The sequence below is a fragment of the Enterobacter sp. 2VL genome, from assembly GCF_005503595.1.
Classification (GTDB): Bacteria; Pseudomonadota; Gammaproteobacteria; order Enterobacterales; family Enterobacteriaceae; genus Enterobacter; species Enterobacter cancerogenus.
The window spans coordinates 294,895-320,322 of the sequence record NZ_SCNE01000003.1; the positions used below are offsets into that span (position 1 = coordinate 294,895).

Annotated in this window: 23 protein-coding genes; 5 read left to right on the top strand and 18 right to left on the bottom strand. The window is 58.9% G+C overall.

From position 1 onward, the window contains the following. Positions 1–50 precede the first annotated feature (50 nt). Together FFS28_RS09560 and tctD are read right to left on the bottom strand one after the other, a co-directional pair. Positions 51–1,460, bottom strand: a complete 1,410-nt coding sequence (locus tag FFS28_RS09560) for a sensor histidine kinase (protein ID WP_137849419.1) — start codon at positions 1,458–1,460, stop codon at positions 51–53. Next, the gene (gene tctD, locus FFS28_RS09565) at positions 1,447–2,121 is read right to left on the bottom strand and encodes a transcriptional regulator TctD (protein ID WP_101737233.1); all 675 of its coding nucleotides are present in this window, start codon (positions 2,119–2,121) and stop codon (positions 1,447–1,449) included. Before tctD ends, FFS28_RS09560 begins: the two co-directional genes overlap by 14 nt. 152 nt (positions 2,122–2,273) lie before the next feature. Here tctD and FFS28_RS09570 point away from each other — a divergent pair, with 152 nt between their 5' ends. The 3 genes from FFS28_RS09570 to FFS28_RS09580 are packed head-to-tail and all read left to right on the top strand — an operon-like array spanning position 2,274 to position 5,223. Then, positions 2,274–3,254 (top strand): Bug family tripartite tricarboxylate transporter substrate binding protein, encoded by a 981-nt coding sequence (locus FFS28_RS09570; RefSeq protein ID WP_137849420.1) that lies wholly within the window; start codon positions 2,274–2,276, stop codon positions 3,252–3,254. Between the two features lie 11 nt (positions 3,255–3,265). Then, on the top strand, positions 3,266–3,697 hold the full coding sequence (locus FFS28_RS09575; RefSeq protein WP_137849421.1) for a tripartite tricarboxylate transporter TctB family protein: 432 nt from the start codon (positions 3,266–3,268) through the stop codon (positions 3,695–3,697). Between the two features lie 11 nt (positions 3,698–3,708). Then, entirely contained in the window at positions 3,709–5,223 is a 1,515-nt protein-coding gene (locus tag FFS28_RS09580; protein ID WP_137849422.1) for a tripartite tricarboxylate transporter permease, read from the top strand. On the opposite strand, the gene menE is transcribed toward FFS28_RS09580, so the two are convergent. The 8 genes from menE to FFS28_RS09620 all read right to left on the bottom strand — a co-directional run bounded on the left by menE (position 5,224) and on the right by FFS28_RS09620 (position 13,136). Then, positions 5,224–6,585, bottom strand: coding sequence for an o-succinylbenzoate--CoA ligase (gene menE / locus FFS28_RS09585; protein WP_137849423.1), 1,362 nt, complete (start codon positions 6,583–6,585; stop codon positions 5,224–5,226). Next, positions 6,582–7,547, bottom strand: a complete 966-nt coding sequence (gene menC, locus FFS28_RS09590) for an o-succinylbenzoate synthase (RefSeq protein WP_137849424.1) — start codon at positions 7,545–7,547, stop codon at positions 6,582–6,584. Before menC ends, menE begins: the two co-directional genes overlap by 4 nt. Then, positions 7,547–8,404, bottom strand: coding sequence for a 1,4-dihydroxy-2-naphthoyl-CoA synthase (gene menB / locus FFS28_RS09595; RefSeq protein ID WP_006176492.1), 858 nt, complete (start codon positions 8,402–8,404; stop codon positions 7,547–7,549). The genes menC and menB overlap by 1 nt, the downstream gene beginning before the upstream one ends. Beyond that, positions 8,401–9,177: a 2-succinyl-6-hydroxy-2,4-cyclohexadiene-1-carboxylate synthase gene (menH, locus tag FFS28_RS09600; protein ID WP_137849425.1), complete on the bottom strand. Its 777-nt coding sequence runs from the start codon at positions 9,175–9,177 to the stop codon at positions 8,401–8,403. The genes menB and menH overlap by 4 nt, the downstream gene beginning before the upstream one ends. Then, entirely contained in the window at positions 9,174–10,844 is a 1,671-nt protein-coding gene (gene menD, locus FFS28_RS09605) for a 2-succinyl-5-enolpyruvyl-6-hydroxy-3-cyclohexene-1-carboxylic-acid synthase (RefSeq protein ID WP_137849426.1), read from the bottom strand. The genes menH and menD overlap by 4 nt, the downstream gene beginning before the upstream one ends. A gap of 88 nt (positions 10,845–10,932) precedes the next feature. Next, complete coding sequence (gene menF, locus FFS28_RS09610) at positions 10,933–12,219, bottom strand: isochorismate synthase MenF (RefSeq protein ID WP_502704967.1); 1,287 nt, start codon at positions 12,217–12,219, stop codon at positions 10,933–10,935. 96 nt (positions 12,220–12,315) lie between these two features. Beyond that, positions 12,316–12,621, bottom strand: a complete 306-nt coding sequence (gene elaB / locus FFS28_RS09615; protein ID WP_042320308.1) for a stress response protein ElaB — start codon at positions 12,619–12,621, stop codon at positions 12,316–12,318. Between the two features lie 53 nt (positions 12,622–12,674). Then, positions 12,675–13,136 (bottom strand): GNAT family N-acetyltransferase, encoded by a 462-nt coding sequence (locus tag FFS28_RS09620; RefSeq protein ID WP_137849428.1) that lies wholly within the window; start codon positions 13,134–13,136, stop codon positions 12,675–12,677. Between the two features lie 72 nt (positions 13,137–13,208). On the opposite strand from FFS28_RS09620, the gene rbn reads away from it, so the two are divergent. Beyond that, positions 13,209–14,126, top strand: a complete 918-nt coding sequence (gene rbn / locus FFS28_RS09625) for a ribonuclease BN (protein ID WP_137849429.1) — start codon at positions 13,209–13,211, stop codon at positions 14,124–14,126. A 64-nt stretch (positions 14,127–14,190) separates the two neighbouring features. Beyond that, on the top strand, positions 14,191–15,195 hold the full coding sequence (locus FFS28_RS09630) for a chemotaxis protein (protein WP_006176501.1): 1,005 nt from the start codon (positions 14,191–14,193) through the stop codon (positions 15,193–15,195). 99 nt (positions 15,196–15,294) lie between these two features. Here FFS28_RS09630 and nuoN read toward each other — a convergent pair whose 3' ends face one another. From nuoN to nuoG, 8 genes are all read right to left on the bottom strand, one after another. Then, positions 15,295–16,752, bottom strand: a complete 1,458-nt coding sequence (gene nuoN, locus FFS28_RS09635) for an NADH-quinone oxidoreductase subunit NuoN (RefSeq protein WP_088208009.1) — start codon at positions 16,750–16,752, stop codon at positions 15,295–15,297. 6 nt (positions 16,753–16,758) lie between these two features. Continuing rightward, positions 16,759–18,288 (bottom strand): NADH-quinone oxidoreductase subunit M, encoded by a 1,530-nt coding sequence (gene nuoM, locus FFS28_RS09640; RefSeq protein WP_006176504.1) that lies wholly within the window; start codon positions 18,286–18,288, stop codon positions 16,759–16,761. Between the two features lie 176 nt (positions 18,289–18,464). Further along, positions 18,465–20,306 (bottom strand): NADH-quinone oxidoreductase subunit L, encoded by a 1,842-nt coding sequence (gene nuoL, locus FFS28_RS09645; RefSeq protein WP_006176505.1) that lies wholly within the window; start codon positions 20,304–20,306, stop codon positions 18,465–18,467. Beyond that, positions 20,303–20,605, bottom strand: a complete 303-nt coding sequence (gene nuoK / locus FFS28_RS09650) for an NADH-quinone oxidoreductase subunit NuoK (RefSeq protein WP_006176506.1) — start codon at positions 20,603–20,605, stop codon at positions 20,303–20,305. The genes nuoL and nuoK overlap by 4 nt, the downstream gene beginning before the upstream one ends. Further along, positions 20,602–21,156, bottom strand: a complete 555-nt coding sequence (nuoJ, locus tag FFS28_RS09655) for an NADH-quinone oxidoreductase subunit J (protein ID WP_006176507.1) — start codon at positions 21,154–21,156, stop codon at positions 20,602–20,604. The genes nuoK and nuoJ overlap by 4 nt, the downstream gene beginning before the upstream one ends. A gap of 10 nt (positions 21,157–21,166) precedes the next feature. Next, positions 21,167–21,709 (bottom strand): NADH-quinone oxidoreductase subunit NuoI, encoded by a 543-nt coding sequence (gene nuoI, locus FFS28_RS09660; protein WP_003861491.1) that lies wholly within the window; start codon positions 21,707–21,709, stop codon positions 21,167–21,169. A gap of 13 nt (positions 21,710–21,722) precedes the next feature. Beyond that, complete coding sequence (nuoH, locus tag FFS28_RS09665) at positions 21,723–22,700, bottom strand: NADH-quinone oxidoreductase subunit NuoH (RefSeq protein WP_006176509.1); 978 nt, start codon at positions 22,698–22,700, stop codon at positions 21,723–21,725. Next, positions 22,697–25,420 (bottom strand): NADH-quinone oxidoreductase subunit NuoG, encoded by a 2,724-nt coding sequence (nuoG, locus tag FFS28_RS09670; RefSeq protein WP_137272295.1) that lies wholly within the window; start codon positions 25,418–25,420, stop codon positions 22,697–22,699. The genes nuoH and nuoG overlap by 4 nt, the downstream gene beginning before the upstream one ends. Positions 25,421–25,428: the final 8 nt, after the last annotated feature.

Here is a 25,428-nt window from a genome sequence, read left to right on the forward strand (position 1 = left end):
CTCTGCGTGCGTCAGGCAATTAGTTTGTAACGATTTGATAATTTCGGTATTTACACCATCAATAAAAAGCGCATTTTTACGCTCAGCCCGCCCAGATTTTCGCTGCGCGTTAGCTGAAGATGGCTACGGTGCAGGCGGGCAATATCATTTGCCAGCGCCAGGCCAATACCGGACCCGGCGGCGTCGCCCACGTTATCCAGCCGGTGAAACGGCAGCAACGCCTGCGGGATGAGATCGTCGGCAATCCCCGGCCCGCTGTCCTCCACGCTCAGCTCAACCGCGCCGTTGTCCGTGCGCAGGTACACCGTCACGATCCCGTGCTCGGGCGTGTATTTGATCGCGTTCTCCAGCAGGTTGGCGCAAAGTTCGCCCAGCAGCACGTCATCGCCCTCAATCATTACCGGCTGCTGAACGCCGTCATAACCCAGATCGATAGCCTTACTGCGCGCCTGCGCCAGCCGGGAGAAACAGCAGTTTTGCACCACCTGCACCAAATCGACCGGGGCAAACTGCCGTTCCCCCTGCTCTTTTCGCTTCACCACCGAAAGCTGTAACAGCCGTTCGGTCAGCACGATGGTGTTATCCAGGGTGACGTTCATCGCCCGCAAGCTCTCCTGCCACAGCTCCGGATCGTTGCGCGTCAGGGCAACGGAAACCTGGGTTTTCAGCACTGCCAGCGGCGTTTTGAGCTGATGAGAGGCATCGGCATTGAAACGCGCCTGGCGCGACAGCACGCCGCGAAGCCGGTCGATGTAACGGTTAAACGCCACGATCAGCAGGCGCGTTTCAGACCAGGGCAACAGCTCCGGCAGCGGGGCCAGCAACCCGGGCTCACGACGGACCATCAGCGACGAGAGTTGACGCATCGGGCGCAGTACGCGGCGCAGCAGCCAGGCGGTTAAAACCAGCGTCAGCAGCACCAACAGCCCCTGAGACACGAGTGATGAGAACAGAAGCTGAGTCGCCAGATAGCGCCGGGACTGGAGGGTTTCGGCGACGTAGATCTCCGCCATCCCCACCACATTGTCTTCGTTTACGGGCTGGAGCAGCTTCGCCACGCGGATCGCCTGCCCGCGATATTCGGTATGGTAAAACCAGGCCAGCGCGGGATAGAGCCGGGTGCGCGACGTGGAGGGGGGCATTTTCGGCAGATCGTCATAGCCGGAGATCACCCGACCGTCGGGATCGACCACCTTGTAGTAAAGGCGATCGTTCATGTTCAGCTCGAAGCTGTCGAGCACCACCCAGGGGACGTTCACCTGGAGCTTACCGTTGTGTACCTCCAGCCGCTCCGACACCGTGCGCGCCGAGGATAACAGCGTGCGGTCATAGGCCTGCGTCGCCGCCTGTAGCGCGCTGACGTAGCTGTTGAAGGCTGACAACCCCCATAACAGCAGCAGCGGTAAACCCAGAAAGAGCAAAAGTTGCAGGTAAAGCGACTGCGGCTTAAGCCACTTCATCGCCGCACTCCAGCACGTAGCCCAGCCCTCTGAGCGTGGTGATCCGCACGCCGCTGCCGGTCAGTTTCTTACGCAGGCGATGAACATAAAGGTCGATGCTCTCGGGACTGACGTCATCGTTCAGGCTAAACACCTGGTCGAACAATTGCTGTCGGGAGACGGGGCGAGTCCGGCGGTGCATCAGCACCTTCAGTAAAGAGAGTTCGCGCGGCGTCAGGGAGAGGGGTTCATCGCGCAGCAGGAAAAAGCCTTCATCATCGTATTCAAGCTCCCCCAGACGCTGACGCTCCTGGGTCCGCCCTTCACTTCGACGCAGCAGCGCGCGCAGGCGCGCATCAAGCTCTTCCAGCTCGAACGGCTTCGGCAGATAGTCATCCGCCCCGGCATTCAGCCCTTTGACCCTGTCTGCCACGTTGCTGCGCGCGGTTAGAAACAGCACCGGCAGCGTCTGCCCGCGTTTTCTCAGACGATGGACCACCTCCAGCCCGTCGAATCCGGGCATGCCGATATCAAGAATAGCGACAGCGTAGTTTTCGCCCTGCAGAAGGTGATCCGCCGCGCGTCCGTCGTTGACGCAGTCCACGGCAAAACCGTTCTGTACCAGCGCTTTCTCCAGCCAGTGAGCCAGCTCACGATTATCTTCCGCCAGTAAGAGACGCATATCACATCCTGTAAAGTTGGTGCCGCAGTGAAAGGGAAATGAAAGATTATTGTTTTAACAATCACGCAACGGAACCGCTACAAGGTGGTTCACATAATCAGAAAAAAGACACCCGTACCCGTACTCCCGGTTCTCCGGCGTGAGGATAAACGATGAAAAAACAATTACTTTCCACCCTTGCTGCAAGCGTATTGATGTTGAGTGCCTCTGTTGTCCAGGCGCAGGACGCGCCCTCCCGCACCGAATGTATCGCCCCGGCCAAACCCGGCGGCGGCTTTGATCTGACCTGCAAGCTGATTCAGGTCAGCCTGCTGGAGACGAAGGCCATCGAAAAACCGATGCGCGTCACCTACATGCCCGGCGGCGTAGGCGCGGTGGCCTATAACGCGATTGTCGCGCAGCGCCCTGCCGAAGCGGGTACCGTGGTGGCCTTCTCCGGCGGCTCCCTGCTTAACCTGGCACAAGGAAAATTTGGCCGGTATGACGTGAATGACGTGCGCTGGCTCGCCACCGTGGGCACCGATTACGGCATGATTGCCGTACGCGCAGACTCTCCGTGGAAATCCCTGAACGATTTGCTGGCCGCCATGGAAAAAGACCCCAACAGCGTAGTGATTGGTGCGGGGGCCTCTATCGGCAGTCAGGACTGGATGAAAGCCGCTCTGCTGGCGCAGCAGGCGAAAGTCGATCCACACAAGATGCGCTACGTGGCGTTTGAAGGCGGTGGTGAGCCGGTGACGGCGCTGATGGGTAACCACGTCCAGGCGGTATCGGGCGATCTCAGCGAAATGGTGCCCTACCTGAGCGGGGACAAAATTCGCGTGCTGGCGGTGTTCTCAGAAAACCGTCTGCCGGGCCAGCTGGCAAACGTCCCTACCGCCAAAGAGCAGGGTTATAACCTGGTCTGGCCGATCATTCGCGGCTTCTTCGTCGGGCCGAAAGTGACCGACGTCGAATACCAGTGGTGGGTGGAGACCTTCGCGAAGCTCCAGCAAACCGACGAGTTCAAAAAGCAGCGCGATCTGCGCGGGCTGTTTGAGTTCAATCTGAACGGTAAGCCGCTGGACGAATACGTTAAAAAGCAGGTGAATGACTACCGCGAGCAGGCGAAAGCCTTTGGTCTGGCGAAATAACCGGAGGCGCTATGAGCGATCGTATTTTTGCCGGAATTTGGCTGCTGCTCTGCATTGGCGGGATGTTCGTCGCCTGGCAGATCCACAGCGAATACAGCTATGAACCCGTGGGGCCGCGCCCCTTTCCCGTGGGCATTGTCGGCCTGATGCTGCTCTGCTCGGTGGCCCTGCTGCTGCGCCACCCGGACACCGTGGAGTGGCCGCCACGCCGCACCCTGCAACGGCTGCTGGTCATGGTGATTGTCCTGCTGATGTACGCCTGGGGCTTTGAATGGCTCGGCTTCCCGATTGCCACCGCCATTCTGACAATGGTGATTGGCATGCTATTTAACGCCTCGCTGCCTGCGGCGGGGATCTCCGGGATCGTACTGGGCATTTTACTCTGGTACGCCTTCGACCGCCTGCTGGACGTGACGCTGCCCCTCGGCGCATGGTTTAACTAACGGAGCACGCTATGGATACCTGGATCTATCTCTCTCAGGGGTTCGCGGTAGCGATGACCCCGGAAAACCTGGTGATCGCCCTGATCGGCTGTTTCGTCGGGACCATTGTCGGCCTGCTGCCCGGCCTTGGCCCCATCAACGGCGTGGCGATTCTGTTACCGCTGGCCTTTGCCCTGCATCTGCCCGCGGAGTCGGCGCTGATCCTGCTGGCGACGGTCTATATTGGCTGCGAGTACGGCGGGCGCATTTCGTCGATACTGCTTAACGTGCCCGGCGATGCCGCCGCCATTATGACCGCGCTGGATGGCTACCCGATGGCGCAACAGGGACGCGGCGGCGTGGCGCTCTCGATTTCTGCCGTCAGTTCGTTCTTTGGCTCCCTGATCGCCATTGGCGGCATCATTCTGTTCGCGCCGGCGCTGGCCGAGTGGTCGCTGGCGTTTGGTCCGGCCGAATATTTTGCACTGATGGTGTTTGCCATCGCCTGCCTTGGCAGCATGATGGCGCAAAATCCACTGAAGTCGTTTTTGTCCGCGCTGATTGGCTTAGGGTTAGCCACCGTCGGCGTGGATGCCAACACCGGGGTTTATCGCTTTACCTTCGACAGCGTTCACCTGTCTGACGGCGTGCAGTTTATCGTCGTTGTGATTGGGCTGTTCTCTGTATCGGAAATCTTACTGATGCTGGAACATACCAGCAGCGGGCAGACGCTGGTCCGTAAGACCGGACGTATGCTCTTTAATGCCAAAGAGGGGGCGCAGTGTGTGGGTGCCACCTTACGTTCGTCGGTGATCGGCTTTTTCGTCGGCGTTCTGCCCGGCGCAGGGGCCACCATCGCCAGCGCCATCACCTACATGACCGAGAAAAAGCTGAGCGGTAACAGCGACAGCTTTGGCAAAGGCGATATCCGTGGCGTGGCCGCGCCAGAGGCGGCGAATAACGCCTCGGCCTGCGGCTCGTTTATCCCGATGCTGACCCTCGGCGTACCCGGCTCCGGCACCACGGCGGTGATGATGGGCGCATTGACGCTCTACAACATCACACCGGGTCCGGCAATGTTTACCGAACAGCCGGATATCGTCTGGGGTCTGATTGCCGCCCTGCTGATCGCCAACGTGATGCTGCTGGTGATGAACATCCCGCTGATCGGCCTGTTCACGCGTATGCTGACCATTCCCCTGTGGTTCCTGGTTCCTGCTATCGCCGCCGTCTCTGCGGTTGGGGTGTATGCGGTGCACAGCACAACCTTTGATCTGGTCCTGATGGTGCTGCTTGGGGTGCTGGGCTACATCTTGCGCAAGATGCATTTCCCGATGTCGCCGCTGATCCTGGGGTTTGTATTAGGTGAAATGCTGGAGCAGAACCTGCGCCGCGCCCTCTCCATCAGCAACGGCAACATGGCCATTCTGTGGGAGAGTAGCGTGACGAAAGTCCTGCTGGCGCTGGCGATTATGGTGATTGTCGTGCCACCGGTGCTGCGCTGGATTCGTCGCCGCCAGCACAAACCGCAGCCGGATATCGGCTGATTACCCTCTTAGCAGGGCATTGACCCACTGTTTTAACGCCTGGCGGGAGATCTTTATCCCGCCATTTTTCAGCTCTGGCGGCAGCGCCAGCCAGTGGACCGGCTGCTCAAAGCGCGCCAGCTTACCCTGAACCCACTCCGGTAATTCCGTGATGTCCGTGCCCGGCTCACATTCCACCACCGCGACCGGGCGCTGCCCAAACTCAGCGTCGTCCAGCGGGACGATAAACACCTGGTTTACCTGCGGATGGGTGACGATGACGCGCTCCAGCGATTCCGGCTGGATCCCCTCTCCCCCACTGAAAAAGAGATTGTCCATGCGGCCCAGAATGGTCAGGCGACCGTTATGCCACTCACCGCGATCGCGGGTGGCAAACCAGCCCTGCTCGTTGACCAGCGGTAAGAGTGCGCCGTCTCGCCAGTAGCCCGCCGCCATGCTTTGCGCCCTGATCCAGACTTCACCGTTCACCACCTGTACGTCTCTGCCCGGCAGCGCGCTGCCCACTTCCGGCGCGCCGTCGGCCTCTTTGGCGCAGACGGTGGAGGCGAACTCGGTCAGTCCGTAGCCGCAGAAGGTCCGAATCCCCTGCTCACGCGCGCGCGCAGTCAGTTCAACGGGGATTTCCGCCCCGCCAAGCAGCACGGCTTTCAGTGCGATGCGGCACTCACCATTAAGCAGTCGCCACAGCTGTGTTGGCACCAGCGAGGCGTGGGTGCAGCCCTGTAGCGCCTGCTCCAGCGGCTGCTTCTCACGCACCGTAAGACGCGCCCCGGCCTGTAGCCAGCGCCACAAAATCCCCTGGCCGGAGACGTGAAACAGCGGCAGGGAGAGCAGCCAGTCGTCGTCATCGCTGTAAGGCATCAGCGACAACACGCCTGCCGCGCTGGCAAGATGCGCCGCACAGGTGTGTACCGCCGCCTTGGGTAAGCCGGTAGAGCCGGAGGTGAGCGTCATCGACGCCAGACGCTCCGGCTGCCACGGGGCGGCATAATCACCGGGTTGGTCATCCAGCGCGAGCCGCGAAAGCCCGTCAAACGTGCCGTCAAGCAGCAGCGCGAAGCGCAGCGTCATCTGCGGGAGCAGGACGTCAAGCAGAGGGCGCGGAAGCTGAGGATTGACCGGAAGAATACGCGCGCCGCACTGCAACAGTGCCAGCCACGCCAGCAGCGTTTGAGGATGGTTATGGGCGAGCAGCATCACGCCGTCGCCCTCACTCAGCCCCTGACGGTGGAAGCCTGTCGCCAGCCTGTCCACCCGCTCGCACAGCTGCTGCCAGCTCAGCGCGTCGTCGTTTAACCGCAGCGCGGGTTTATCCGCACGCTGCGCGCGCCAGTGTCGCCACGGCCAGTCAGTAAACATCATAACAATGGCTCCAGCGCCTCGACCCCAAGGCACGGCAGGGCACTGTCCGGCCACGTGCGGATCAGCTGCGCCTGCATCAGGTTCAGCGTGTCGAGACCCGGGAGGGTGTCGGGCGTTAACCACGCGGCGAGGCGCGCCAGTTGGGTCAGCCCGAGGCTGGATTCAATGGACGAACTGATCACCGCCGTCAGCCCTAAGGCATGGGCCGCCGCGACCTGCTCGCGCACTTTCTCCAGGCTACCGGTGAGCGTGGGTTTGATCACCACCGCGCTCACGCCAGGCTCGGCGATGAACGCAAAATCCGCCTCGCGCAGGCTTTCATCCCACGCAATCGCAATGCCCGTTTCACGGGCAAAGGCGCGGGAGTCATCGCGGGTTTTGCAGGGCTCTTCAAGGAAGGCGATACGGTTGCGGTATGCGGGATTAACATACTTCGCAAACTGCTGAGCCTTGAGCGGCGTCCAGGCGCGGTTGGCGTCCAGACGCAGATGCAAATCGGGGATCGCTTCAAGCAGCAGGTTCGCCACCATTCCGTCGCGCACCGCTTCGTACAGCCCGACCTTGATTTTCGCCACTTTTTCGTCCGGCATGGCGGAGAGCAGCGCAAACAGCTCGTCCGGATCGCCGGTGCAGAGCGGCGCGGCGCGATAGTTCGCCGCGTTGGGCAAGCAGCCCTCAAGCTCGGCCAGCGCGCAGCTTACGCCGAAGGCAGCGGAGGGGATGTCCGGCAGTGCCGGTTCGGCCCCCTCGCGCCATTCGCGCGCCCAGGCAAGCACTGCAGCCTGCGCCTCCTCCAGCGACTCCTGGCTAAAGCCCGGAAGGGGCGAAACCTCGCCCCACCCTTCGCGCTCGCCCTGACGGAGATGCACGAACAGCCCGTCACGGGTTTTTAACCGCCGTTCACGCAGCACCACGCCCGCGTCCATGGGTATCTGCCAGCGGTAAACCTGCGCGCGACGCATTACGGGTTCCGTTTGTATTTGCTGAAGTCTGGCTGACGTTTTTCGTTAAACGCGTTGCGTCCTTCCTGACCCTCTTCGGTCATGTAGAACAGCATGGTGGCGTTACCCGCCAGTTCCTGCAGACCCGCCTGGCCGTCGCAGTCGGCATTGAGTGCCGCCTTCAGGCAGCGCAGCGCCATTGGGCTGTTTTGCAGCATTTCGCGACACCAGCGGACGGTCTCTTTTTCGAGATCGGCGACAGGTACCACGGTATTCACCAGGCCCATGTCCAGCGCTTCCTGAGCGTTATACTGACGGCACAGGAACCAGATTTCGCGCGCTTTTTTCTGACCGACAATGCGAGCCATGTAGGACGCGCCCCAGCCGCCGTCGAACGAGCCGACTTTCGGGCCGGTCTGGCCGAAGATGGCGTTTTCAGCGGCAATGGTCAGGTCGCACATCATGTGCAGCACGTGACCGCCGCCGATGGAGTAGCCCGCGACCATGGCAACAACCGGTTTTGGACAGGTGCGGATCTGGCGCTGGAAATCGAGCACGTTCAGGTGGTGCGTACCGGCATCATCCTGGTATCCGCCGTAATCGCCACGCACTTTCTGGTCACCGCCGGAGCAGAAGGCTTTGTCGCCTTCACCGGTCAGGACGATGACGCCGATATTGTCGTCATAGCGTGCATCCGCCAGCGCCTGAATCATCTCTTTTACGGTCAGCGGGCGAAACGCGTTGCGCACCTGCGGGCGGTTGATGGTGATTTTGGCAATCCCATCAGCCGATTTGTGATAACGAATGTCGGTATAGCCTTCGGAGCAGTCTTGCCATTCAACCGGTGCGTAGAGCATGTTTTCATCAGGATAGATCATAGTGTGTCCTTTGTTGGAAGACGCAGAATCTGCGCCAGAGTCGCAGCCACCGCAGCGGGATTTTCCCGATGGGCGTTGTGTCCGGCATGAGGGATAGCATGGCGAACGGCGTTCAGTTCGGCGGCGATGCCACCAAATTTTTCATCACGTTCACCATAGAGATAGTAAAAAGGCACGGGGTTTGCCGCGAGCGCAGAACGGAGGTCGGGCTGTACGGCGAGCGAGGTCGCCTCGAGCATATCCGCCAGAGCCGCGCCGCTGTTCTGGCTGCGCAGGGTTATCAGCTCGCTGCGCTGCGCCTGCGTGAGTGAGGCGAACACCGGCTGTTGATACCAGTCGGCGAAAACCGTGCCGAGCGGTTCCGTGCGCAGACGCTTCGCCCAGCGGCGATCGGAATCCAACCGGGCGTCGCGCGCGTGCGCATCCTGCAGCCCCGGATGGCCCCCTTCGACCACAACGCCACGCAGCCCTGTTGGCTGCTGGCAGGCGTGAAACATCGCAATGCGGCCGCCGAGGGAGTACCCCACCAGCCAGTAAGAGAGTATGTTGTAACTAATTAGCGTTGTGGTCAGCAACTGGCTGACCTCATCAAAGCCCGAAACGGAGATACCGGTAGAGCCGCCGTGCCCCGGCAGGTCAAGGTACAGCTGCGGGTAGTCGCCGAGCTGCTCCCCAACCGCCCGCCACTCGCGGGCATCGCCGGAAAAACCGTGCAAAAAGACCAGCCAGGGGTAACCTGGTTTCCCGGCCCTTTGCTCGCCCGCGAGGATCACAGCTGGCTCACCTGCGCCAGCAGATTTTGCAGCCGCTGGGCGCCGTCAGAGTCGTTAACCACCAGCTCAATCAGCGTAGCGCCAGGCTGACGCCAGGCCGTGCTCAACGCCGCGTCCAGATCGGCCCAGCTTTCCGGGCGATGGTACGTGAGGCTGAACATCGCTGCCGCATGCTCGAACTGCACGTTCTGCGGCATCAGGTAGAAACGCTCGCGCTCGCTCTGCGGAGTAGGAAGCAGAGAGAAAATTTGTCCGCCGTTGTTATTCACCACAATCAGCACAAACGGCGCGGAAGCCTGACGCAGCAGCGCCAGCGCGTTGAGGTCGTACAGGGCGGAAAGATCGCCAACAATCGCAAGCGTGGATTTTGCACTGGCGCGCTGCACGCCTGCCGCAGTCGAGATCAGCCCGTCAATTCCGCTGGCCCCCCGGTTACTGTACACCGGGTAGCCGGCAGGCAGCTGAGATAAGGCATCAATCAGACGCACCACCAGACTGTTGCCGACAAACAGCTGCCCCTGCTCCGGCAGATACTGACGGATCCGGTGCGCCAGTTCCGCCTCGCCAAACCTTTCGCACTGCGCCTGGGTAAGTTCCCACGCCTGGCGGGCAAGGTCCGGGATTGCCGTTGCCCAGGGTTTGCGTTTTTCAGCAGGATGCTGCTCAAGCCAGGCGTCAATCTCGCAGACCAGACGGCGACCACGATGGTGCGCCGGGTCGAGCCGCCCTTCCAGCGGGTCCACCAGCCAGTACTCTTCCGGCTTGCAGGTCGCCTGCCACTGCAAGAGCCGTTTACCGGTCAGGCTGGAGCCAATCTGCACCACGATATCCGCCTGCGCCAGTTCGGTCACCGCTTTGGCGTTCCCCAGCCAGAGATCGGCACAGGGCAGCGGCTGGCCAGTCTGGGAAAGCACGTCGCCAATCAGCGGCCAGCCGAGCGTCTTCGCCCAGTCGGCAACCAGTTTTCCCTCGGCGGCGCTCATGCGCCCGGCAACCACCACGCCGCGCTTCTGCTGCCAGAAAAACCAGTCACGCTGTCTGGCGCTTTCCAGATGCGTGTGTTCGCGCAGCCAGGGTTTTTCGCTTTCCCACCACTCGCCAAGCTGCTGCTGCCAGACCCGCCCCGTTTCGTTCATTTCGCCATACAGCGGCTCGGCAAACGGGCAGTTGATGTGCAACGCGCCGCTGCGCAGCGATCCCATTGCATGGTCAATGGTCGAGACCAGCCAGGCTGCCGGAATATCCTGCGTCGGGCGCGGTAAAGACAGGGTCTCTGACGGATGGGTCGCAAAGATATTCGGCTGACGAATCGCCTGATTTGCACCGCAGTCAATAAGCTCAGGAGGACGGTCGGCGGTGAGCAGGATCAGCTTTTCGCCCGTCAGCCCGGCCTCAATAATCGCCGGGTAGAGGTTCGCCACCGCCGTACCGGAGGTCACAATCACCGCGACAGGCTCTTTGCTGACTTTCGCCAGGCCCAGCGCCAGATGCCCCAGACCACGTTCATCAAAATGGGTATGGTGAATAAAGGCCCGGTTCTCTGCCGCCGCAAGGGTCAGCGGAGTGGAACGAGAGCCAGGTGCAATGCACACATGCCTGACGCCATGGCGGGTCAGGGCTTCAAGGATCACCGTCGCCCAGCGTCGGTTGAAAGAACTTACTGACATGAGATTGTCCGGTATCAATAATGCGACACAGTATAAATAATAGAGAAAGTTGTAATTTTGATATGAATCGGGATTGCGAGAATCAGTATTAATCCCTTAGGAGCAAAGATCGCAGTCCGGCAGCTTTATTTTCGATCTCCTGCCACTCCTGCTCCGGGTCCGACCCGCTGACAATACCCGCACCGGCGTACAGGCGCAGGGTGTCATCGTGGATCCGCGCAGAGCGTAGCGCCACGCAGAACTCGCTGCGTTCGGGCGATAAAAAGCCCGCTGACCCGGCATACCACTCTCTGTCGAAGGGTTCGTTATTATCGATAAACTCACGCGCCAGCTGGCGCGGCAGGCCGGCGACTGCCGCCGTCGGCTGTAGTACATGCAGACACCGTTCATCGTCCGCCTGTTTCAGCTCGGTCCAGATGCATCGACGCAAATGCTGGACTTTACGCAAGCGAACCACCTGCGCGGGCAGGACCTCGAGCGTCCGGGTGTGATGCTGTAACCGCTGACAGATATCTTCGACCACCAGCATGTTTTCGCGCTGGTTTTTATCATCGTTCAATAACCATTCGCCCAGGCGTTGCGCCTGGCGATCGTCAGGATGGCCTGCGACCGTTCCCGCCAGCGCTTCGGTACGCAGCAGCGCGCCGCGCCGCCGCCATAACCGCTCCGGCGTGGAGCCGATAAAGGCGTTGTGGGCATCAAACACCATGCAAAAATGGTAGCAACGTAAGTTCACCGCCCGGCTCGCTGCCATCAACGCGACGGCGGAAATCGCCCGGTTAAACTGCAAATCGGTAGCCCGCGCGAGCACAACTTTTTCGAAATCGCCCTGGGCAATGGCATCGGTGGCCTGTTGCACCAGACGTAACCACTCGGGCTTTTGCGGGTGGTGGGTTTCATGCAGAACCTGAACCGACAGCGGAGAGATCGGTCTGGCCTCACGCAGGGCATCTAAAAACGCCAGCGCGGTACGGGCATCGTCATGAAGCGAGGTATCACTCCACAGCTGCAGGCGCAGGGTAGCAACCCCGGCATGTCGTCGCCAGAGCAGGCGCGGTAAAAATAACGATCCCTGCTCAGGATTGAAGGCGTTTAGGCCGCAGATCCGGGTATCGGCCTGCTGAGGATGGTTGTGCAAAAACTGTGAGGCAGAAGCCAGAGAAGGGAAGTGGATGACGGCACCGAGCGCGGAAAGCTCCTCGTCGCCGTTTCGCTGCTGCCAGTAAAATTGCGGATAGCACACCTGCACGCCCAGCCAGGCGAGAGGATCAAAGGCATCGTTTAACGGGAAAGAGACGTCAAAATGACGTAAACCGGGTGTAGCGGGTAACGCTTGCGCAAGCTGGCTGCGCAGGCGCTCCAGCGCGATGGACATCGAATGCACGCGAACCTCTCCCTACTAAAACCTCACATTATACGGGGTACTGGCGATAAAGTGCAGTACCCACGTATAGGGAGTGGTTACACGCGATTAACGACGTGCCAGAAGCAGCCCAAGCACCAGGCCTGCCGCCGCCCCGACGCCAATGCCTTGCCACGGTTTTTCATGCACGTAATCATCGGCACGGTAGACCGCTTTTTTCGCACGGTAGTAGTAATTGTCTGAGGCATGGCTGACGCGGTTTTTAACCTCGTGCAGCGCCTGTTCAGCGCGCGCTTTCAGCTCGATGTATTTTTGATCGGCAGGGTCGCCCGATGAACGTAACACCTCTTCCAGCGTTTCGCTCAGTAACGCCAGGTCGTCGTCAATGCGGGTATCCAGGGATTGATATGACATATTTATCTCCATGTTAGTACACCAGTTCGCTAACTATAGCTAATGACTGACGATTACGCCTGCTTCGCTTCCCGCGCCATACCGATATGGGGAATGCCGTCTTCGTCGTACACCTCCGTCACGGGGGTAAAACCAAAATGCGCATAGAATGGCTGGAGGTGCGCCTGTGCGCCAAGGTATAACGCCTTGTCCGGCCACTGTTTTTGACAGGCCTCGAGCGTTTTTTCCATCAGCTGATAGCCCAGTTTTTCGCCCCGCGCGTGGCTGCTGACAATCACCCGGCCAATCACCACCGGCTCAAAATCGTCTTCGCTTTTCAGAATCCTCGCATACGCCACCAGGACGTTATCTTTCCAGCCAAGGATGTGACGGTTTTCGCCCACCAGATCATCGCCGTCGATGTCCTGATACGGGCAGGTTTGTTCTACCACAAATACTTCGCAGCGCAGTTTGAGCAGGGCATAAAGTGCCGTAACGGTCAGCTCGCTATGGTGTAAATCTTGCCACTGGATCATGTCATTCTCCTTCCTGGGGTTCATCACGTTATACTAAACACTTTACCGTTCGGCAAAGGGTCTGACTGCGTTATGGAACTGATTTTTCTGGGGACGTCCGCTGGCGTGCCAACCCGCTCGCGAAACGTGACGGCCATCCTGCTGGATTTGCAGCATCCTACGCGCGGCGGGCTGTGGCTGTTTGACTGTGGAGAAGGGACTCAGCATCAGCTGCTGCACACCCCTTATCACCCGGGAAAGCTGGATAAGATTTTTATCACCCACCTGCATGGCGACCATCTGTTTGGCCTGCCCGGCCTGCTGTGCAGCCGGTCGATGGCGGGGATCGCCAGCCCGTTAACGATTTACGGCCCCGCAGGGGTTCGTGTATTCGTTGACACCGCCCTGCGTCTGAGCGGCTCCTGGACGGATTATCCGCTTGAGATCGTTGAGATTGCCGAAGGGTTAATCTTTGATGATGGGGTATATAAAGTCACTGCCACAGCGCTTAACCATCCCATTACGTGCTACGGCTACCGTATCGAAGAGCATGATAAGCCCGGCGCGCTCAATGCGGCTGCGCTGCTGGCAGACGGCGTGAAGCCAGGGCCACTGTTCCAGCGCCTGAAGCAAGGCGAAACCGTCACGCTGGACGATGGCCGCATCGTCAACGGGCAGCACTATCTCTCGGCTCCTCTGCCGGGCAAAAAACTGGCCATCTTTGGCGACACGGCCCCCTGCCCTTCCGCCCTACAGCTGGCTCAGGGCGTGGACGTGATGGTGCATGAAGCTACCCTCGAAGCGGCAATGGAGGAGAAGGCCAACAGCCGCGGTCACAGCTCCACGCGTCAGGCCGCGCAGCTTGCCCGTGATGCGGGTGTCGGGAAGTTAATCATCACGCACGTCAGCTCCCGCTACGATGCCCACGGCTGCGAGCGGCTGCTGGCGGAGTGCCGGGATGCGTTCGCACACTGTGAACTGGCCGAAGATTTTACACAGTTCAGCGTTTAGTCCTTCATTTTTCCCTCAGGATGCCGATAACGATTAAAAGGTCAGCATTTTACTTGAGGGTACAATGGATAATTTCCAGAAAGATATTGATGACAGGGCGAATCTTACGCTGTCGAACCGTTTTGAACTGCTGCTGTTTCGGCTCGGCACCTCGCTGAACGAAAACAAATCCGAGCTGTTCGGCATTAACGTTTTTAAGCTGCGTGAGATCGTGCCGATGCCGGAGTTCACCAAACCTGCGGGAATGAAGTCGCCGCTGATGGGAATGGTGAACATTCGCGATCAGGTGATCCCGGTCATCGACCTCGCCGCCGTGGCTGGCTGTAAGCCGACAACCGGGCTGAACATTCTGCTGATCACCGAATATGCCCGCAGCGTTCAGGCGTTTGCCGTGGAATCCGTTGAGAACATTATGCGTCTGGACTGGAAGCAGGTTCACGCGGCTGAAACCGCCGTCAGCGGGCGTTACATCACCAGTATTGCGTGCCTGGACGAAAAGACCGACACCAACGACCTGGCGATGGTGCTGGACGTTGAGCAGATCCTGTATGACATCACCCCGGCGAACCACGATCTGCACGCTACCGACCTGAAAACCACCCAATTCAACATCAAGCCAGGGTCCGTTGCGATTGTCGCGGAAGATTCCAAAGTGGCGCGTTCGATGCTGGAGAAAGGTCTGCAGGCAATGCAGATCCCTGCGCAACTGCATATTACCGGTAAAGACGCGTGGGAGAAGATCGGCGTGCTGGCCGCGCAGGCTCAGGCTGAGGGTGTGCCGATCACCGATAAGATTGCGCTGGTGCTGACGGACCTCGAAATGCCTGAGATGGACGGTTTTACGCTGACGCGCAAGATTAAGTCTGACCCAGTACTAAAGGATATTCCGGTGGTGATCCACTCATCGCTTTCGGGCAATGCCAATGAAGACCATATCCGCAAGGTGAAAGCCGACGGCTACGTGGCGAAGTTCGAGCTGAACGAGCTGTCGTCGGTAATTGAAGAGGTGCTGGACCGCTCGATGAAGAAAATTGACGGGCCGTTGATTAGTCGTAAGCAGCTGGCTTAGTCGGGTGGCGCTACGCTTACCCGACCTACAAAACCCGTAGGCTCTGCAAGCGTAGCGCCGCTGGGCAATAAAAAAACCCGCCGAGGCGGGTTTTTGTTTTTACATCAGCGGCATCGCATGCTGCACGATATCAATCAGTGGCTGCGGATAGATACCGAAGATGAGCACCAGCAGCGCGGAGATGAGCACCACGATACCGCCCGCGCTGTACTGCCAGTTAGACGGCGCATCGCGGTTGAGCTGCTGAGGCGCGCTCAGGTAGAGGCTCACGGCAACGCGCAGGTAGTAGTACAGACCAATCGCAGAACCGATAACCACACCGGCGGTCAGCCACCACAGGCCAGCCTGCACACCGACAGCCAGGACGTAGAACTTACCGATAAAGCCCAGGGTCATTGGGATACCCGCCAGGGACAGCATCATCACCGTCATCACCGCAGACAGAATCGGACGGTGCCAGAACAGACCACGGTAGGAGAACAGTGAGTCGGCATCCGGGCCACGGTACGGGCTGGACATCAGGCTCACCACGCCGAACGCGCCGAGGCTGCTGAACAGATAACCGGCCAGATACACGCCCACGGTTTCCATCGACATTTCACCGCTCTGCAGCGCAATCAGCGCCACCAGCAGATAACCCAGATGGGAAATAGATGAGTAGCCCAGCAGACGCTTGATGTTGGTCTGGCTCAGCGCCATCAGGTTACCGAAGATGATGGAGACGAACGCGATAATGCCCAGCACCACGCGAACCGCTTCGCTATCACCCACCGGCGCGTAAAGGAACAGACGCATGACCACACCGAAGATAGCGATTTTGCTCGCCGTCGCCAGGAAGGTCGATACCGGTGCCGGAGCACCCTGGTAAACGTCTGGCGTCCACAGGTGGAACGGAACCAGAGAGAGCTTAAAGCCAAGGCCAACGATCATCATGCCCAGACCCGCCAGCAGCAGCGGCTCGTGCAGCATACCGTCGCCAAGGCTCTTGCCGATAGCCAGGAAGGAGAGGTTACCCGTCTGTGCGTACAGCAGCGCGATACCGAACAGCAGGAACGACGACGCGGCAGCGGACAGGATCGTGTACTTGATCGCCGCTTCCAGCGAGCGTTTCTGGCGGAAGGCGTAACCAATCAGGCCAAACAGCGGCAGAGAGATCAGCTCAATACCGAGGAACAGCGCGGCCAGGTGGTTCGCATTCGCCAGCAGAATGCCGCCAAGCGAGGCAATCAGTACCAGCAGGTAAAACTCTTCTTTATTGTCGTTGTAACCTTCAAGCCACGGGTACGCAAAGGTGCAGGTTGCCAGGCTCGCCAGCAGAACCAAACCGGTATACAGCATGGCATAGCCGTCAACGCGCATCAGCGGCGTGACATCCATCGCGCCCGCCTGGCCAACAAACCAGAGGGACACTAACGCAGCGTTCAGACCCAGAACGGACAGGGTCGCATTCAGGAAGTGATTGCGTCGCCACGCAATGGAGAGCATCACAACCACCACCGTCAATCCGACGATCAGCAGCGGTAGCAGCGCGATCAGTTGTTGTGGAGTTATTGTCATGGCGAATTACGGCCTTGTAGTAGAAGCAGAATTAACAAACCACTGCTGGATGTTACCCATCGCGGAGTGCGAGGTATCCAGAATCGGCTGCGGATAGAAGCCCAGCAGCACCAGCAGTACGACCAGCAACAGGATGATGAACAGCTCACGCAGCGACATCCCCGGCAGTTGTTGTGCAGCAATTTCGCTCTTCGCTTTACCGAAGTAGGCGCGATGCAGCATCGCCAGTGAGTAGACGGAAGCGAACACCAGACCAAAGGTAGAGATCACGGTAATCACCGGAACCACCTTGAAGCTGCCGAACAGAATCATAAATTCGCCGACGAAGTTACCGGTACCCGGCATACCCAGCGTCGCCACTGCGAAGAACATGGAGAGCGCTGGCAGCCATTTCATCTTGCCCCACAGGCCGCCCATCATGCGCATGTCGCGGGTGTGCAGACGCTCATACAGCTGACCACACAGGATGAAGAGACCGGCTGCGGACAGACCGTGCGCAATCATCTGAATCACCGCGCCCTGGTACGCCAGCTGGCTGCCGGTGTAGATAGCAATCAGCACGAAGCCCATGTGGGAAACGGAGGTGTAAGCAATCAGACGCTTGATGTCGTACTGCGTGAAGGCCATCCAGGCACCGTAGAAGATACCAATCACACCCAGCCACATGGCAATCGGCGCGAACTCTGCGGAAGCGTTCGGGAACAGCGGCAGCGCGAAGCGCAGCAGACCGTAGGCCGCGGTTTTCAGCAAGATACCCGCGAGGTCAACGGAACCCGCCGTTGGCGCCTGAGAGTGCGCATCCGGCAGCCAGCCGTGCAGAGGAACCACCGGCATTTTCACCGCAAAGGCGATGAAGAAGCCCAGCATCAGCAGGTATTCAATACCGTGAGACATTGGGGTGTTCAGCAGATCTTCGTAGTTGAAGGTCCAGACGCCGGTCGCCTTGTAATGCACAAACACCAGCGCCAGGATCGCAATCAACATCACCAGACCACTCGCCTGGGTGTAGATGAAGAACTTGGTTGCCGCCGTGATACGCGTTTTACCGTCGGACGCCTTATGGCCCCACAGCGCGATCAGGAAGTACATCGGCACCAGCATCATCTCCCAGAAGAAGAAGAACAGGAACATGTCGATGGCCAGGAACACGCCGATCACGCCGCCCAGGATCCACATCAGGTTCAGGTGGAAGAAGCCCTGGTATTTTTCGATTTCTCGCCAGGAGCAGAGTACCGCCAGAACGCCGAGCAGGCCGGTCAGCACCACCATCAGCAGCGACAGACCGTCAATCGCCAGGTGGATGGTGATACCGAAACGTGGGATCCACGGGAGGATAAACTCAGACTGCCACTGCGGAATGCCTGCAGACTGGGTCAGAGAGTAGCCACCCTGCAACCAGAGTTGCAGACCAAGCGCGAGCGTTAATCCCATGGTGATCAGCGCGATCCAGCGCGGCATCTTCACGCCAAAGCGTTCAGTCTGCCAGCACAGGAAGCCGCCGATGAAGGGAATTAATATTAGCCAGGGTAGTAACATGGCGATTTTTATTCCTTGTTAAAGTCCCTAAAGGACCGATTTTCAACGAATTCGACTACATTCACGGTTGAGTGCGGGTTCTTTTAGCCCGGTGGTGCTAACGCTTACCCGACCTACGGTCTCGTAGGCCCGGTAAGCGCAGCGCCACCGGGCAAAACCGCAATCTCAAATCACAATCAACGCAACACCATCAGCAGCGCCAGCACGACAACCGCACCGATGCTCATGGACGCCACATACCAGCGCAGGTAACCGTTCTCGCTGTACAGCAGGCCTTTACCTGCAAAGCGGGAGAGGATCGCCGGGATATTCATCATGCTGTTCATCGGGTCGCGCTTCAGCAGCCACGCAATGCCAAGGAACGGCTTGACGAAAATCATGTCGTACAGCCAGTCGAAGCCCCACGCGTTGTACCACCAGGTACCCAGCAGACGGCCTGGCGCACTGTTGGCAACGGCAGTCACCAGCGTACGTTTACCCAGCCACAGCCATGCAGCAATCAGGATGCCCGCAATGGCGACCACACCGGAGGTGATTTCAAGCGTCAGTACGCGACCGTGCTCAAGCTCGGTTGTTGCCGGCAGTACGCCCTGCAGCGGTGGCACAATCATCGCGCCAACGAAGGTGGAGAGTACCAGCAATACAATCAGCGGCAGGTGGTGGGTAATCCCCTTCCCTGCGTGTGCGTGAATTTGTTCTTTACCGTGGAATACGATGAAAATCATACGGAAGGTATACAGGGAGGTCATAAACGCACCGACCAGACCCGCAACCATCAGATTGATATGTCCATTCGCCATGGCACCCGCAAGGATTTCGTCCTTACTGAAGAAGCCCGCGGTGATCAGCGGCAGTGCCGCCAGCGCCGCCCCGCCCACCAGGAAGCAAGCGTAAACCAGCGGGATGGACTTACGCAGTCCGCCCATCTTGAAGATGTTTTGCTCGTGGTGGCAGGCCAGAATCACCGAACCGGATGACAGGAACAGCAGCGCTTTAAAGAACGCGTGGGTCATCAGGTGGAAAATGGCCGCGTCCCACGCCTGCACGCCCAGCGCCAGGAACATGTAGCCAATCTGGCTCATGGTGGAATACGCGAGAACGCGTTTGATGTCGGTCTGCACCAGCGCGGCAAAGCCTGCCAGCACCAGCGTTACCGCACCAACAATACCCACCAGATGCAGAATTTCCGGCGTCATCAGGAACAGGCCATGGGTACGCGCAATCAGGTAAACACCTGCGGTCACCATGGTCGCGGCGTGGATCAGCGCGGAGACAGGGGTTGGACCCGCCATCGCGTCGGCCAGCCACGTTTGCAGAGGAAGCTGCGCGGATTTACCCACGGCGCCGCCCAGCAGCATCAGCGTTGCCCACCACAGCATGTCGTTGCCTGCAGCGAAGTGTGCCGGTGCCAGTTCCACCATTTCGCGGAAGTTCAGCGTGCCCAGTTCGTTGTAAAGAATGAACAGCGCGAAGGCGAGGAAGACGTCACCCACACGGGTCACGACGAACGCTTTCATGGCCGCTGCGCCATTCTTCGGATCGGTGTAGTAGAAACCGATCAGCAGATAAGAGCACAGACCCACGCCTTCCCAGCCGAGATACATCAGCAGCAGGTTATCGGCCAGCACCAGAACAACCATGCTGGCGATAAACAGGTTGGTGTAGGCGAAGAAGCGGGAGTAACCCTCTTCACCGCGCATATACCAGGAGGCGAACATGTGGATCAGGAAGCCCACGCCGGTGACCACAGAGAGCATGGTCAGCGACAGTCCGTCCAGCACCAGATTAAAGCCGATGTTGAAATCACCGACCGACATCCAGGTCCACAGTGGAACGCTAAAAGCCTGACGTCCGTTGTTGAAGAAATCGATGCCCGCATAGGCTGTCACCAGCGCAGACAAACCGATAGAGCCGATGCCCACGGTTGCAGACAGATTCTCAGACCAGCGGCCACGAGAAAACGCCAGCAGCACGAAGCCGATCAGCGGAAAAATAATGGTTAAGGCAAGCATGTTCATCCACGCAACTCACTTACTGAATCGATGTTCAGGTTCTGGCGGCGACGATGGAGCTGCAGCAACAGCGCCAGGCCAATACTCGCTTCGGCAGCCGCGAGGCTGATGGCGAGAATGTACATCACCTGACCATCGGCCTGGCCCCAGTAGCTCCCGGCGACCACAAAGGCCAGCGCCGAAGCGTTAATCATGATTTCCAGCCCAATCAGCATAAACAGCAGATTGCGGCGGATAACCAGACCGGTTAAGCCCAGGACGAACAAAATCGCAGCGAGGATCAGTCCATGTGTTAAGGGGATCATGCGCGCTCCTCCGTTTTTCTTTTCGCGCGGTCATCAGTGCGGTTGCTCAGCACCTCGCCGACACGCTCTTCGCGGCCAACGTGGAAAGCAACAACCAGGCCCGCCAGCAGCAGCATTGACGCCAGTTCAACCGCCAGAACGTACGGGCCAAACAGGGCAATACCCACGGCCTTGGCGCTGATCGGCGTGCCGTCGATGCCCTGATCGTTCACGCCCAAAATAGCGTAAACAATTACCACCAGCATGATGGCCGACAAAATTGCCGGGCCAATCCACACCTGCGGTTTTAACCACTGACGTTCCTGCTCAATTTCGGAGCCGCCCAGGTTCAGCATCATCACCACGAAGACGAACAGCACCATGATGGCCCCGGCGTAGACGATGATTTCCAGTGCACCGGCGAAATGCGCGCCCAGCGCAAAGAACACCCCGGAAATGGCCAGCAGCGAGATGATTAAATACAGCAGCGCATGCACCGGGTTGGTGTGCGTAATCACTCGTAGCGTAGCCAGGATGGCGATAAGGCCACAGATATAAAAAGCGAATTCCATTGCCCTCTCCTTACGGTAACAGGCTCTTGACGTCGATAGGCTTAGCTTCGTTCTCTGCTTCGCCCTTATCTTTGCCGTCGATTGCCATACCCGCCATCCGGTAGAAGTTATATTCCGGGTATTTGCCCGGACCGGAAATCAGCAGATCCTCTTTCTCGTACACCAGATCCTGACGCTTGTACTCACCCAGTTCGAAATCTGGAGTCAGCTGAATCGCCGTGGTTGGGCACGCTTCTTCACACAGACCGCAGAAGATGCAGCGTGAGAAGTTGATGCGGAAAAACTCAGGGTACCAGCGGCCGTCTACCGTCTCTGCTTTCTGCAGAGAGATACAGCCTACCGGACAGGCTACCGCACACAGGTTACAGGCAACGCAGCGCTCCGAACCGTCCGGATCGCGCGTCAGCACGATACGGCCACGGTAGCGCGGCGGCAGATATACCGGCTCTTCCGGGTACATCCGGGTTTCGCGTTTGGCAAACGCGTGCAGGCCGATCATCCAGATACTGCGTACCTGGGTGCCGAAGCCTACCAGTAATTCTTTTAAGGTCATGGTCTATAGCCCCTTATGGCTGCTGCCAGAGAATGACAGCCGCCGTTACCAACAAGTTGACGAGCGTCAGCGGCAGGCACACTTTCCAGCCGAAGGACATTACCTGGTCATAACGCGGACGCGGTAAGGACGCACGAATCAAAATGAACATCATCATGAAGAACGCGGTTTTCAGCGCGAACCAGATGAACGGCGGTAAGAACGGGCCATGCCAGCCACCAAAGAACAGCGTTACCATCAACGCGGAAATGGTGACGATACCGATGTACTCGCCCACGAAGAACAGACCGAACTTCATGCCGGAATATTCAATGTGGTAACCGTCGGCCAGTTCCTGTTCGGCTTCTGGCTGGTCAAACGGGTGACGGTGACACACCGCCACGCCCGCGATAGCAAAGGTAACAAAACCAAAGAACTGCGGGATAACGTTCCAGATGTCGGCCTGGTTGTTGACGATGTCGGTCATGTTGAATGAACCGGCCTGCGCCACCACGCCCATCAGGGAGAGACCCAGGAACACTTCGTAGCTCAGCGTCTGCGCGGAAGCACGCATCGCACCCAGCAGCGAGTATTTGTTGTTACTGGACCAGCCGGCGAACAGCACCGCGTAGACCGCGAGGCCTGCCATCATCAGGAAGAACAGGATGCCGATGTTCAGGTCAGCCACAACCCAGGTCGGGCTGACGGGAACGATAGCAAACGCCAGCAGCAGCGAGGTAAAGGCGATCATCGGTGCCAGAGTGAAGATCACGCGATCCGAGAAGCGCGGGATCCAGTCCTCTTTGAAGAACATCTTGATCATGTCCGCGACCAGCTGGAGTGAACCACCCCAGCCCACGCGGTTCGGTCCGTAACGGTTCTGGAACAGACCGAGCAGACGACGTTCACCAAAGCTCATGAACGCACCGCAGGTGACCACCACCAGCAGAATCACAACCGCTTTCAGAATGCTCAGCAGGATGTCGATAAGATCCGGCGTTAACCAACTCATGCTTTTGCCTCCTGCAGGTTATCAAGTCGCGCACCCGCCAGTACCGGCGCGATGCCAGGCATTCCCATCGGCAGACCCACCTGCCCCGCGGACAGACCTTCAGAGATGATCAGCGGCAGGCTGATCGTCTGGCCGTCGTAGCTAAAGGCGATGTTCGCACCCGCGTTAACGCCAAGCTTCGCGGCATCCGCCGGGTTGAGCTTGATGTACGGTTGCGGCATACGGGTCTGGAAGACCGGAGAGCGCTGGGACATTTCGTCGCTACCAAACAGATGGTAGTACGGCGCAATACGCCAGTTGCCTTCCTGAGCCTGGAAACGTTCCGGAACGGTAGTGAAGAAATCCAGACCGGTTTCGGAGGCTTCAATCAGACGCACGCCCGGGTCGCCGTGGCGCAGAGAACCGCCTACTTCAGCCTGGAACTTGTTCCATGCCTGCGGGGAGTTCCAGCCCGGTGCCCATGCAAACGGAACCTGAGAGCGTGGCGCAGACGGCTGGTTGTTCCCTTCCATGGAGAAGGCGAACATCGTGTCTTTATCCTGCGGCTGACGAGGTTCATGCACGCTGATGTTGGCACGCATCGCGGTACGACCGCTGTAGCGGTGCGGCTCACGCGCCAGTTTCTGGCCGCGAATGCGGAAGCTTGCGTCAGGAGCTGCATCTTTGATGCCCGCCAGCTGAGGCAGTTTTTCTACCACCGCATCGATAACGTGGTCGAGCTGCGTCCAGTCCACTTCACGGCTCTGCACGGTGCTGTGCAGGGAGTGCAGCCAGCGCCAGCTTTCCAGCATCAGCGTATTGCTGTCGTAGTACGCCGGGTCATACACCTGGAAGAAGCGCTGTGCGCGGCCTTCGTTGTTGATGACCGTACCGTCGCTTTCGGCAAAGCTTGCCGCAGAGAGCACCAGGTGCGCTTTGTCCATAATGGCGGTGCGCTGATGGTCAATGACCATCACCAGCGGCGCTTTAGAGAGCGCTGCGTCAACGCGAGCGGCTGAGGCGTGGCGATGCAGGTCGTTTTCCAGCACCACAACGGCGTCAGCAGAACCGGATTCCAGTTCGCTTAACGCTTCTTCCAGCGAGCCGCCGCCAATCATACCCAGACCGATGCTGTTCACCGCACGGGCAATCATGGTGATCCCAACGTCCGCGCCGCGGCCTTTCAGGGCTTTAGCAACGTTCGCTGCCGCCTGAACGATCTCGGCGCTGCCGGCGTTGGTACCGGAAATAATCAGCGGTTTCTTCGCGCCAGCCAGGGCCTGAACAATCACGTCAACCTTGTTTTGCAGGTCGCGATCCAGTTCAACCGCCGGCGAGCTGTTATCCAGCGCGTGAGCAATCGCGAAGCCAAGACGCGCCTGATCTTCCACCGGTGCGCAGTAGGTCCACGCGGCGATGTCGTCCAGACGGGTGTTGTCGACGTTGGTTACAAACAGCGGATGCTTCGCGCGCTGACCGATGTTCAGGATCGCCGCAATCTGCCAGTCAGCCACTTTCTGGGCCGCTGCCATTTCGCGCGCTTTACCTTTCACCGCCTGACGAACCGCCAGAGCTGCACGCGCGCCGGTCTGGGTCAGATCTTCACCCAGCACAAGCACCGCATCATAAGATTCGATTTCGCGCAGCGCAGGAGTATGAATACCGCCTTCACGCAGCACTTTCAGCACCAGCTGCAGACGTTCCTGCTCGCCCTGGGCGATACCGGTGTAGAAGTTTTCTGCTCCAACCAGTTCGCGCAGCGCAAAGTTGCTCTCGATGCTGGCACGCGGGGAGCCAATACCGATCACTTTCTTCGACTGACGCAGAATATCCGCAGCGCCCTGCATCGCCTGCTCGGCGTTCAGGGTGATCAGGTCATCGCCACGGCGCTGAACCGGCTGACGTGGACGGTCTTTCAGGTTTACATAGCCATAGCCGAAACGACCGCGGTCGCAGAGGAAGTAGTGGTTAACGGTACCGTTGTAACGGTTTTCGATACGACGCAGTTCGCCATAACGTTCACCCGGGCTGGTGTTACAACCCAGGGAGCACTGCTGGCAGATGCTTGGCGCAAACTGCATGTCCCATTTACGGTTGTAGCGCTCGGAGTGCGTTTTGTCGGTGAATACGCCGGTCGGGCAGATTTCTACCAGGTTACCGGAGAATTCGCTTTCCAGAACGCCATCTTCCGGACGACCGAAGTAGACGTTGTCATGCGCGCCATACACGCCCAGATCCTGACCGTCTGCATAGTCTTTGTAGTAACGCACGCAGCGGTAGCAGGCGATGCAGCGGTTCATTTCGTGAGAAATGAACGGCCCCAGATCCTGGTTACGGTGGGTACGCTTGGTAAAGCGATAGCGACGGAAGCTGTGACCGGTCATTACGGTCATATCCTGAAGGTGGCAGTTACCGCCCTCTTCACAAACCGGACAGTCGTGCGGGTGGTTGGTCATCAACCACTCCACCACGCTTTCGCGGAACTGTTTGGCTTCTTCGTCATCAATCGAAATAAAGGTGCCTTCGGTGGCTGGCGTCATACAGGACATCACCAGGCGACCACGCGTGTCTTCCGCGTTCTGATATTGCTTCACCGCACACTGGCGGCAAGCACCGACGCTGCCCAGCGCCGGATGCCAGCAAAAGTACGGAATATCGAGGCCAAGAGACAGACAAGCTTCTAGCAGGTTGTCCGCCCCGTTGACTTCGTATTCTTTGCCGTCTACATGAATCGTAGCCATTAGCATGC

What these genes read in the sequence shown, in the direction of transcription:
- FFS28_RS09620 (WP_137849428.1), bottom strand. Translation starts at nt 13,136, where the DNA reads ATGATCCAGTGGCAAGATTTACACCATAGCGAGCTGACCGTTACGGCA.
- rbn (WP_137849429.1), top strand. Translation starts at nt 13,209, where the DNA reads ATGGAACTGATTTTTCTGGGGACGTCCGCTGGCGTGCCAACCCGCTCG.
- menB (WP_006176492.1), bottom strand. Translation starts at nt 8,404, where the DNA reads ATGATCTATCCTGATGAAAACATGCTCTACGCACCGGTTGAATGGCAA.
- nuoJ (WP_006176507.1), bottom strand. Translation starts at nt 21,156, where the DNA reads ATGGAATTCGCTTTTTATATCTGTGGCCTTATCGCCATCCTGGCTACG.
- nuoL (WP_006176505.1), bottom strand. Translation starts at nt 20,306, where the DNA reads ATGAACATGCTTGCCTTAACCATTATTTTTCCGCTGATCGGCTTCGTG.
- menD (WP_137849426.1), bottom strand. Translation starts at nt 10,844, where the DNA reads ATGTCAGTAAGTTCTTTCAACCGACGCTGGGCGACGGTGATCCTTGAA.
- nuoK (WP_006176506.1), bottom strand. Translation starts at nt 20,605, where the DNA reads ATGATCCCCTTAACACATGGACTGATCCTCGCTGCGATTTTGTTCGTC.
- FFS28_RS09630 (WP_006176501.1), top strand. Translation starts at nt 14,191, where the DNA reads ATGGATAATTTCCAGAAAGATATTGATGACAGGGCGAATCTTACGCTG.
- menF (WP_502704967.1), bottom strand. Translation starts at nt 12,219, where the DNA reads ATGTCCATCGCGCTGGAGCGCCTGCGCAGCCAGCTTGCGCAAGCGTTA.
- FFS28_RS09580 (WP_137849422.1), top strand. Translation starts at nt 3,709, where the DNA reads ATGGATACCTGGATCTATCTCTCTCAGGGGTTCGCGGTAGCGATGACC.
- nuoI (WP_003861491.1), bottom strand. Translation starts at nt 21,709, where the DNA reads ATGACCTTAAAAGAATTACTGGTAGGCTTCGGCACCCAGGTACGCAGT.
- elaB (WP_042320308.1), bottom strand. Translation starts at nt 12,621, where the DNA reads ATGTCATATCAATCCCTGGATACCCGCATTGACGACGACCTGGCGTTA.
- menE (WP_137849423.1), bottom strand. Translation starts at nt 6,585, where the DNA reads ATGATGTTTACTGACTGGCCGTGGCGACACTGGCGCGCGCAGCGTGCG.
- tctD (WP_101737233.1), bottom strand. Translation starts at nt 2,121, where the DNA reads ATGCGTCTCTTACTGGCGGAAGATAATCGTGAGCTGGCTCACTGGCTG.
- nuoM (WP_006176504.1), bottom strand. Translation starts at nt 18,288, where the DNA reads ATGTTACTACCCTGGCTAATATTAATTCCCTTCATCGGCGGCTTCCTG.
- menC (WP_137849424.1), bottom strand. Translation starts at nt 7,547, where the DNA reads ATGCGTCGCGCGCAGGTTTACCGCTGGCAGATACCCATGGACGCGGGC.
- FFS28_RS09560 (WP_137849419.1), bottom strand. Translation starts at nt 1,460, where the DNA reads ATGAAGTGGCTTAAGCCGCAGTCGCTTTACCTGCAACTTTTGCTCTTT.
- nuoH (WP_006176509.1), bottom strand. Translation starts at nt 22,700, where the DNA reads ATGAGTTGGTTAACGCCGGATCTTATCGACATCCTGCTGAGCATTCTG.
- nuoN (WP_088208009.1), bottom strand. Translation starts at nt 16,752, where the DNA reads ATGACAATAACTCCACAACAACTGATCGCGCTGCTACCGCTGCTGATC.
- nuoG (WP_137272295.1), bottom strand. Translation starts at nt 25,420, where the DNA reads ATGGCTACGATTCATGTAGACGGCAAAGAATACGAAGTCAACGGGGCG.
- FFS28_RS09570 (WP_137849420.1), top strand. Translation starts at nt 2,274, where the DNA reads ATGAAAAAACAATTACTTTCCACCCTTGCTGCAAGCGTATTGATGTTG.
- FFS28_RS09575 (WP_137849421.1), top strand. Translation starts at nt 3,266, where the DNA reads ATGAGCGATCGTATTTTTGCCGGAATTTGGCTGCTGCTCTGCATTGGC.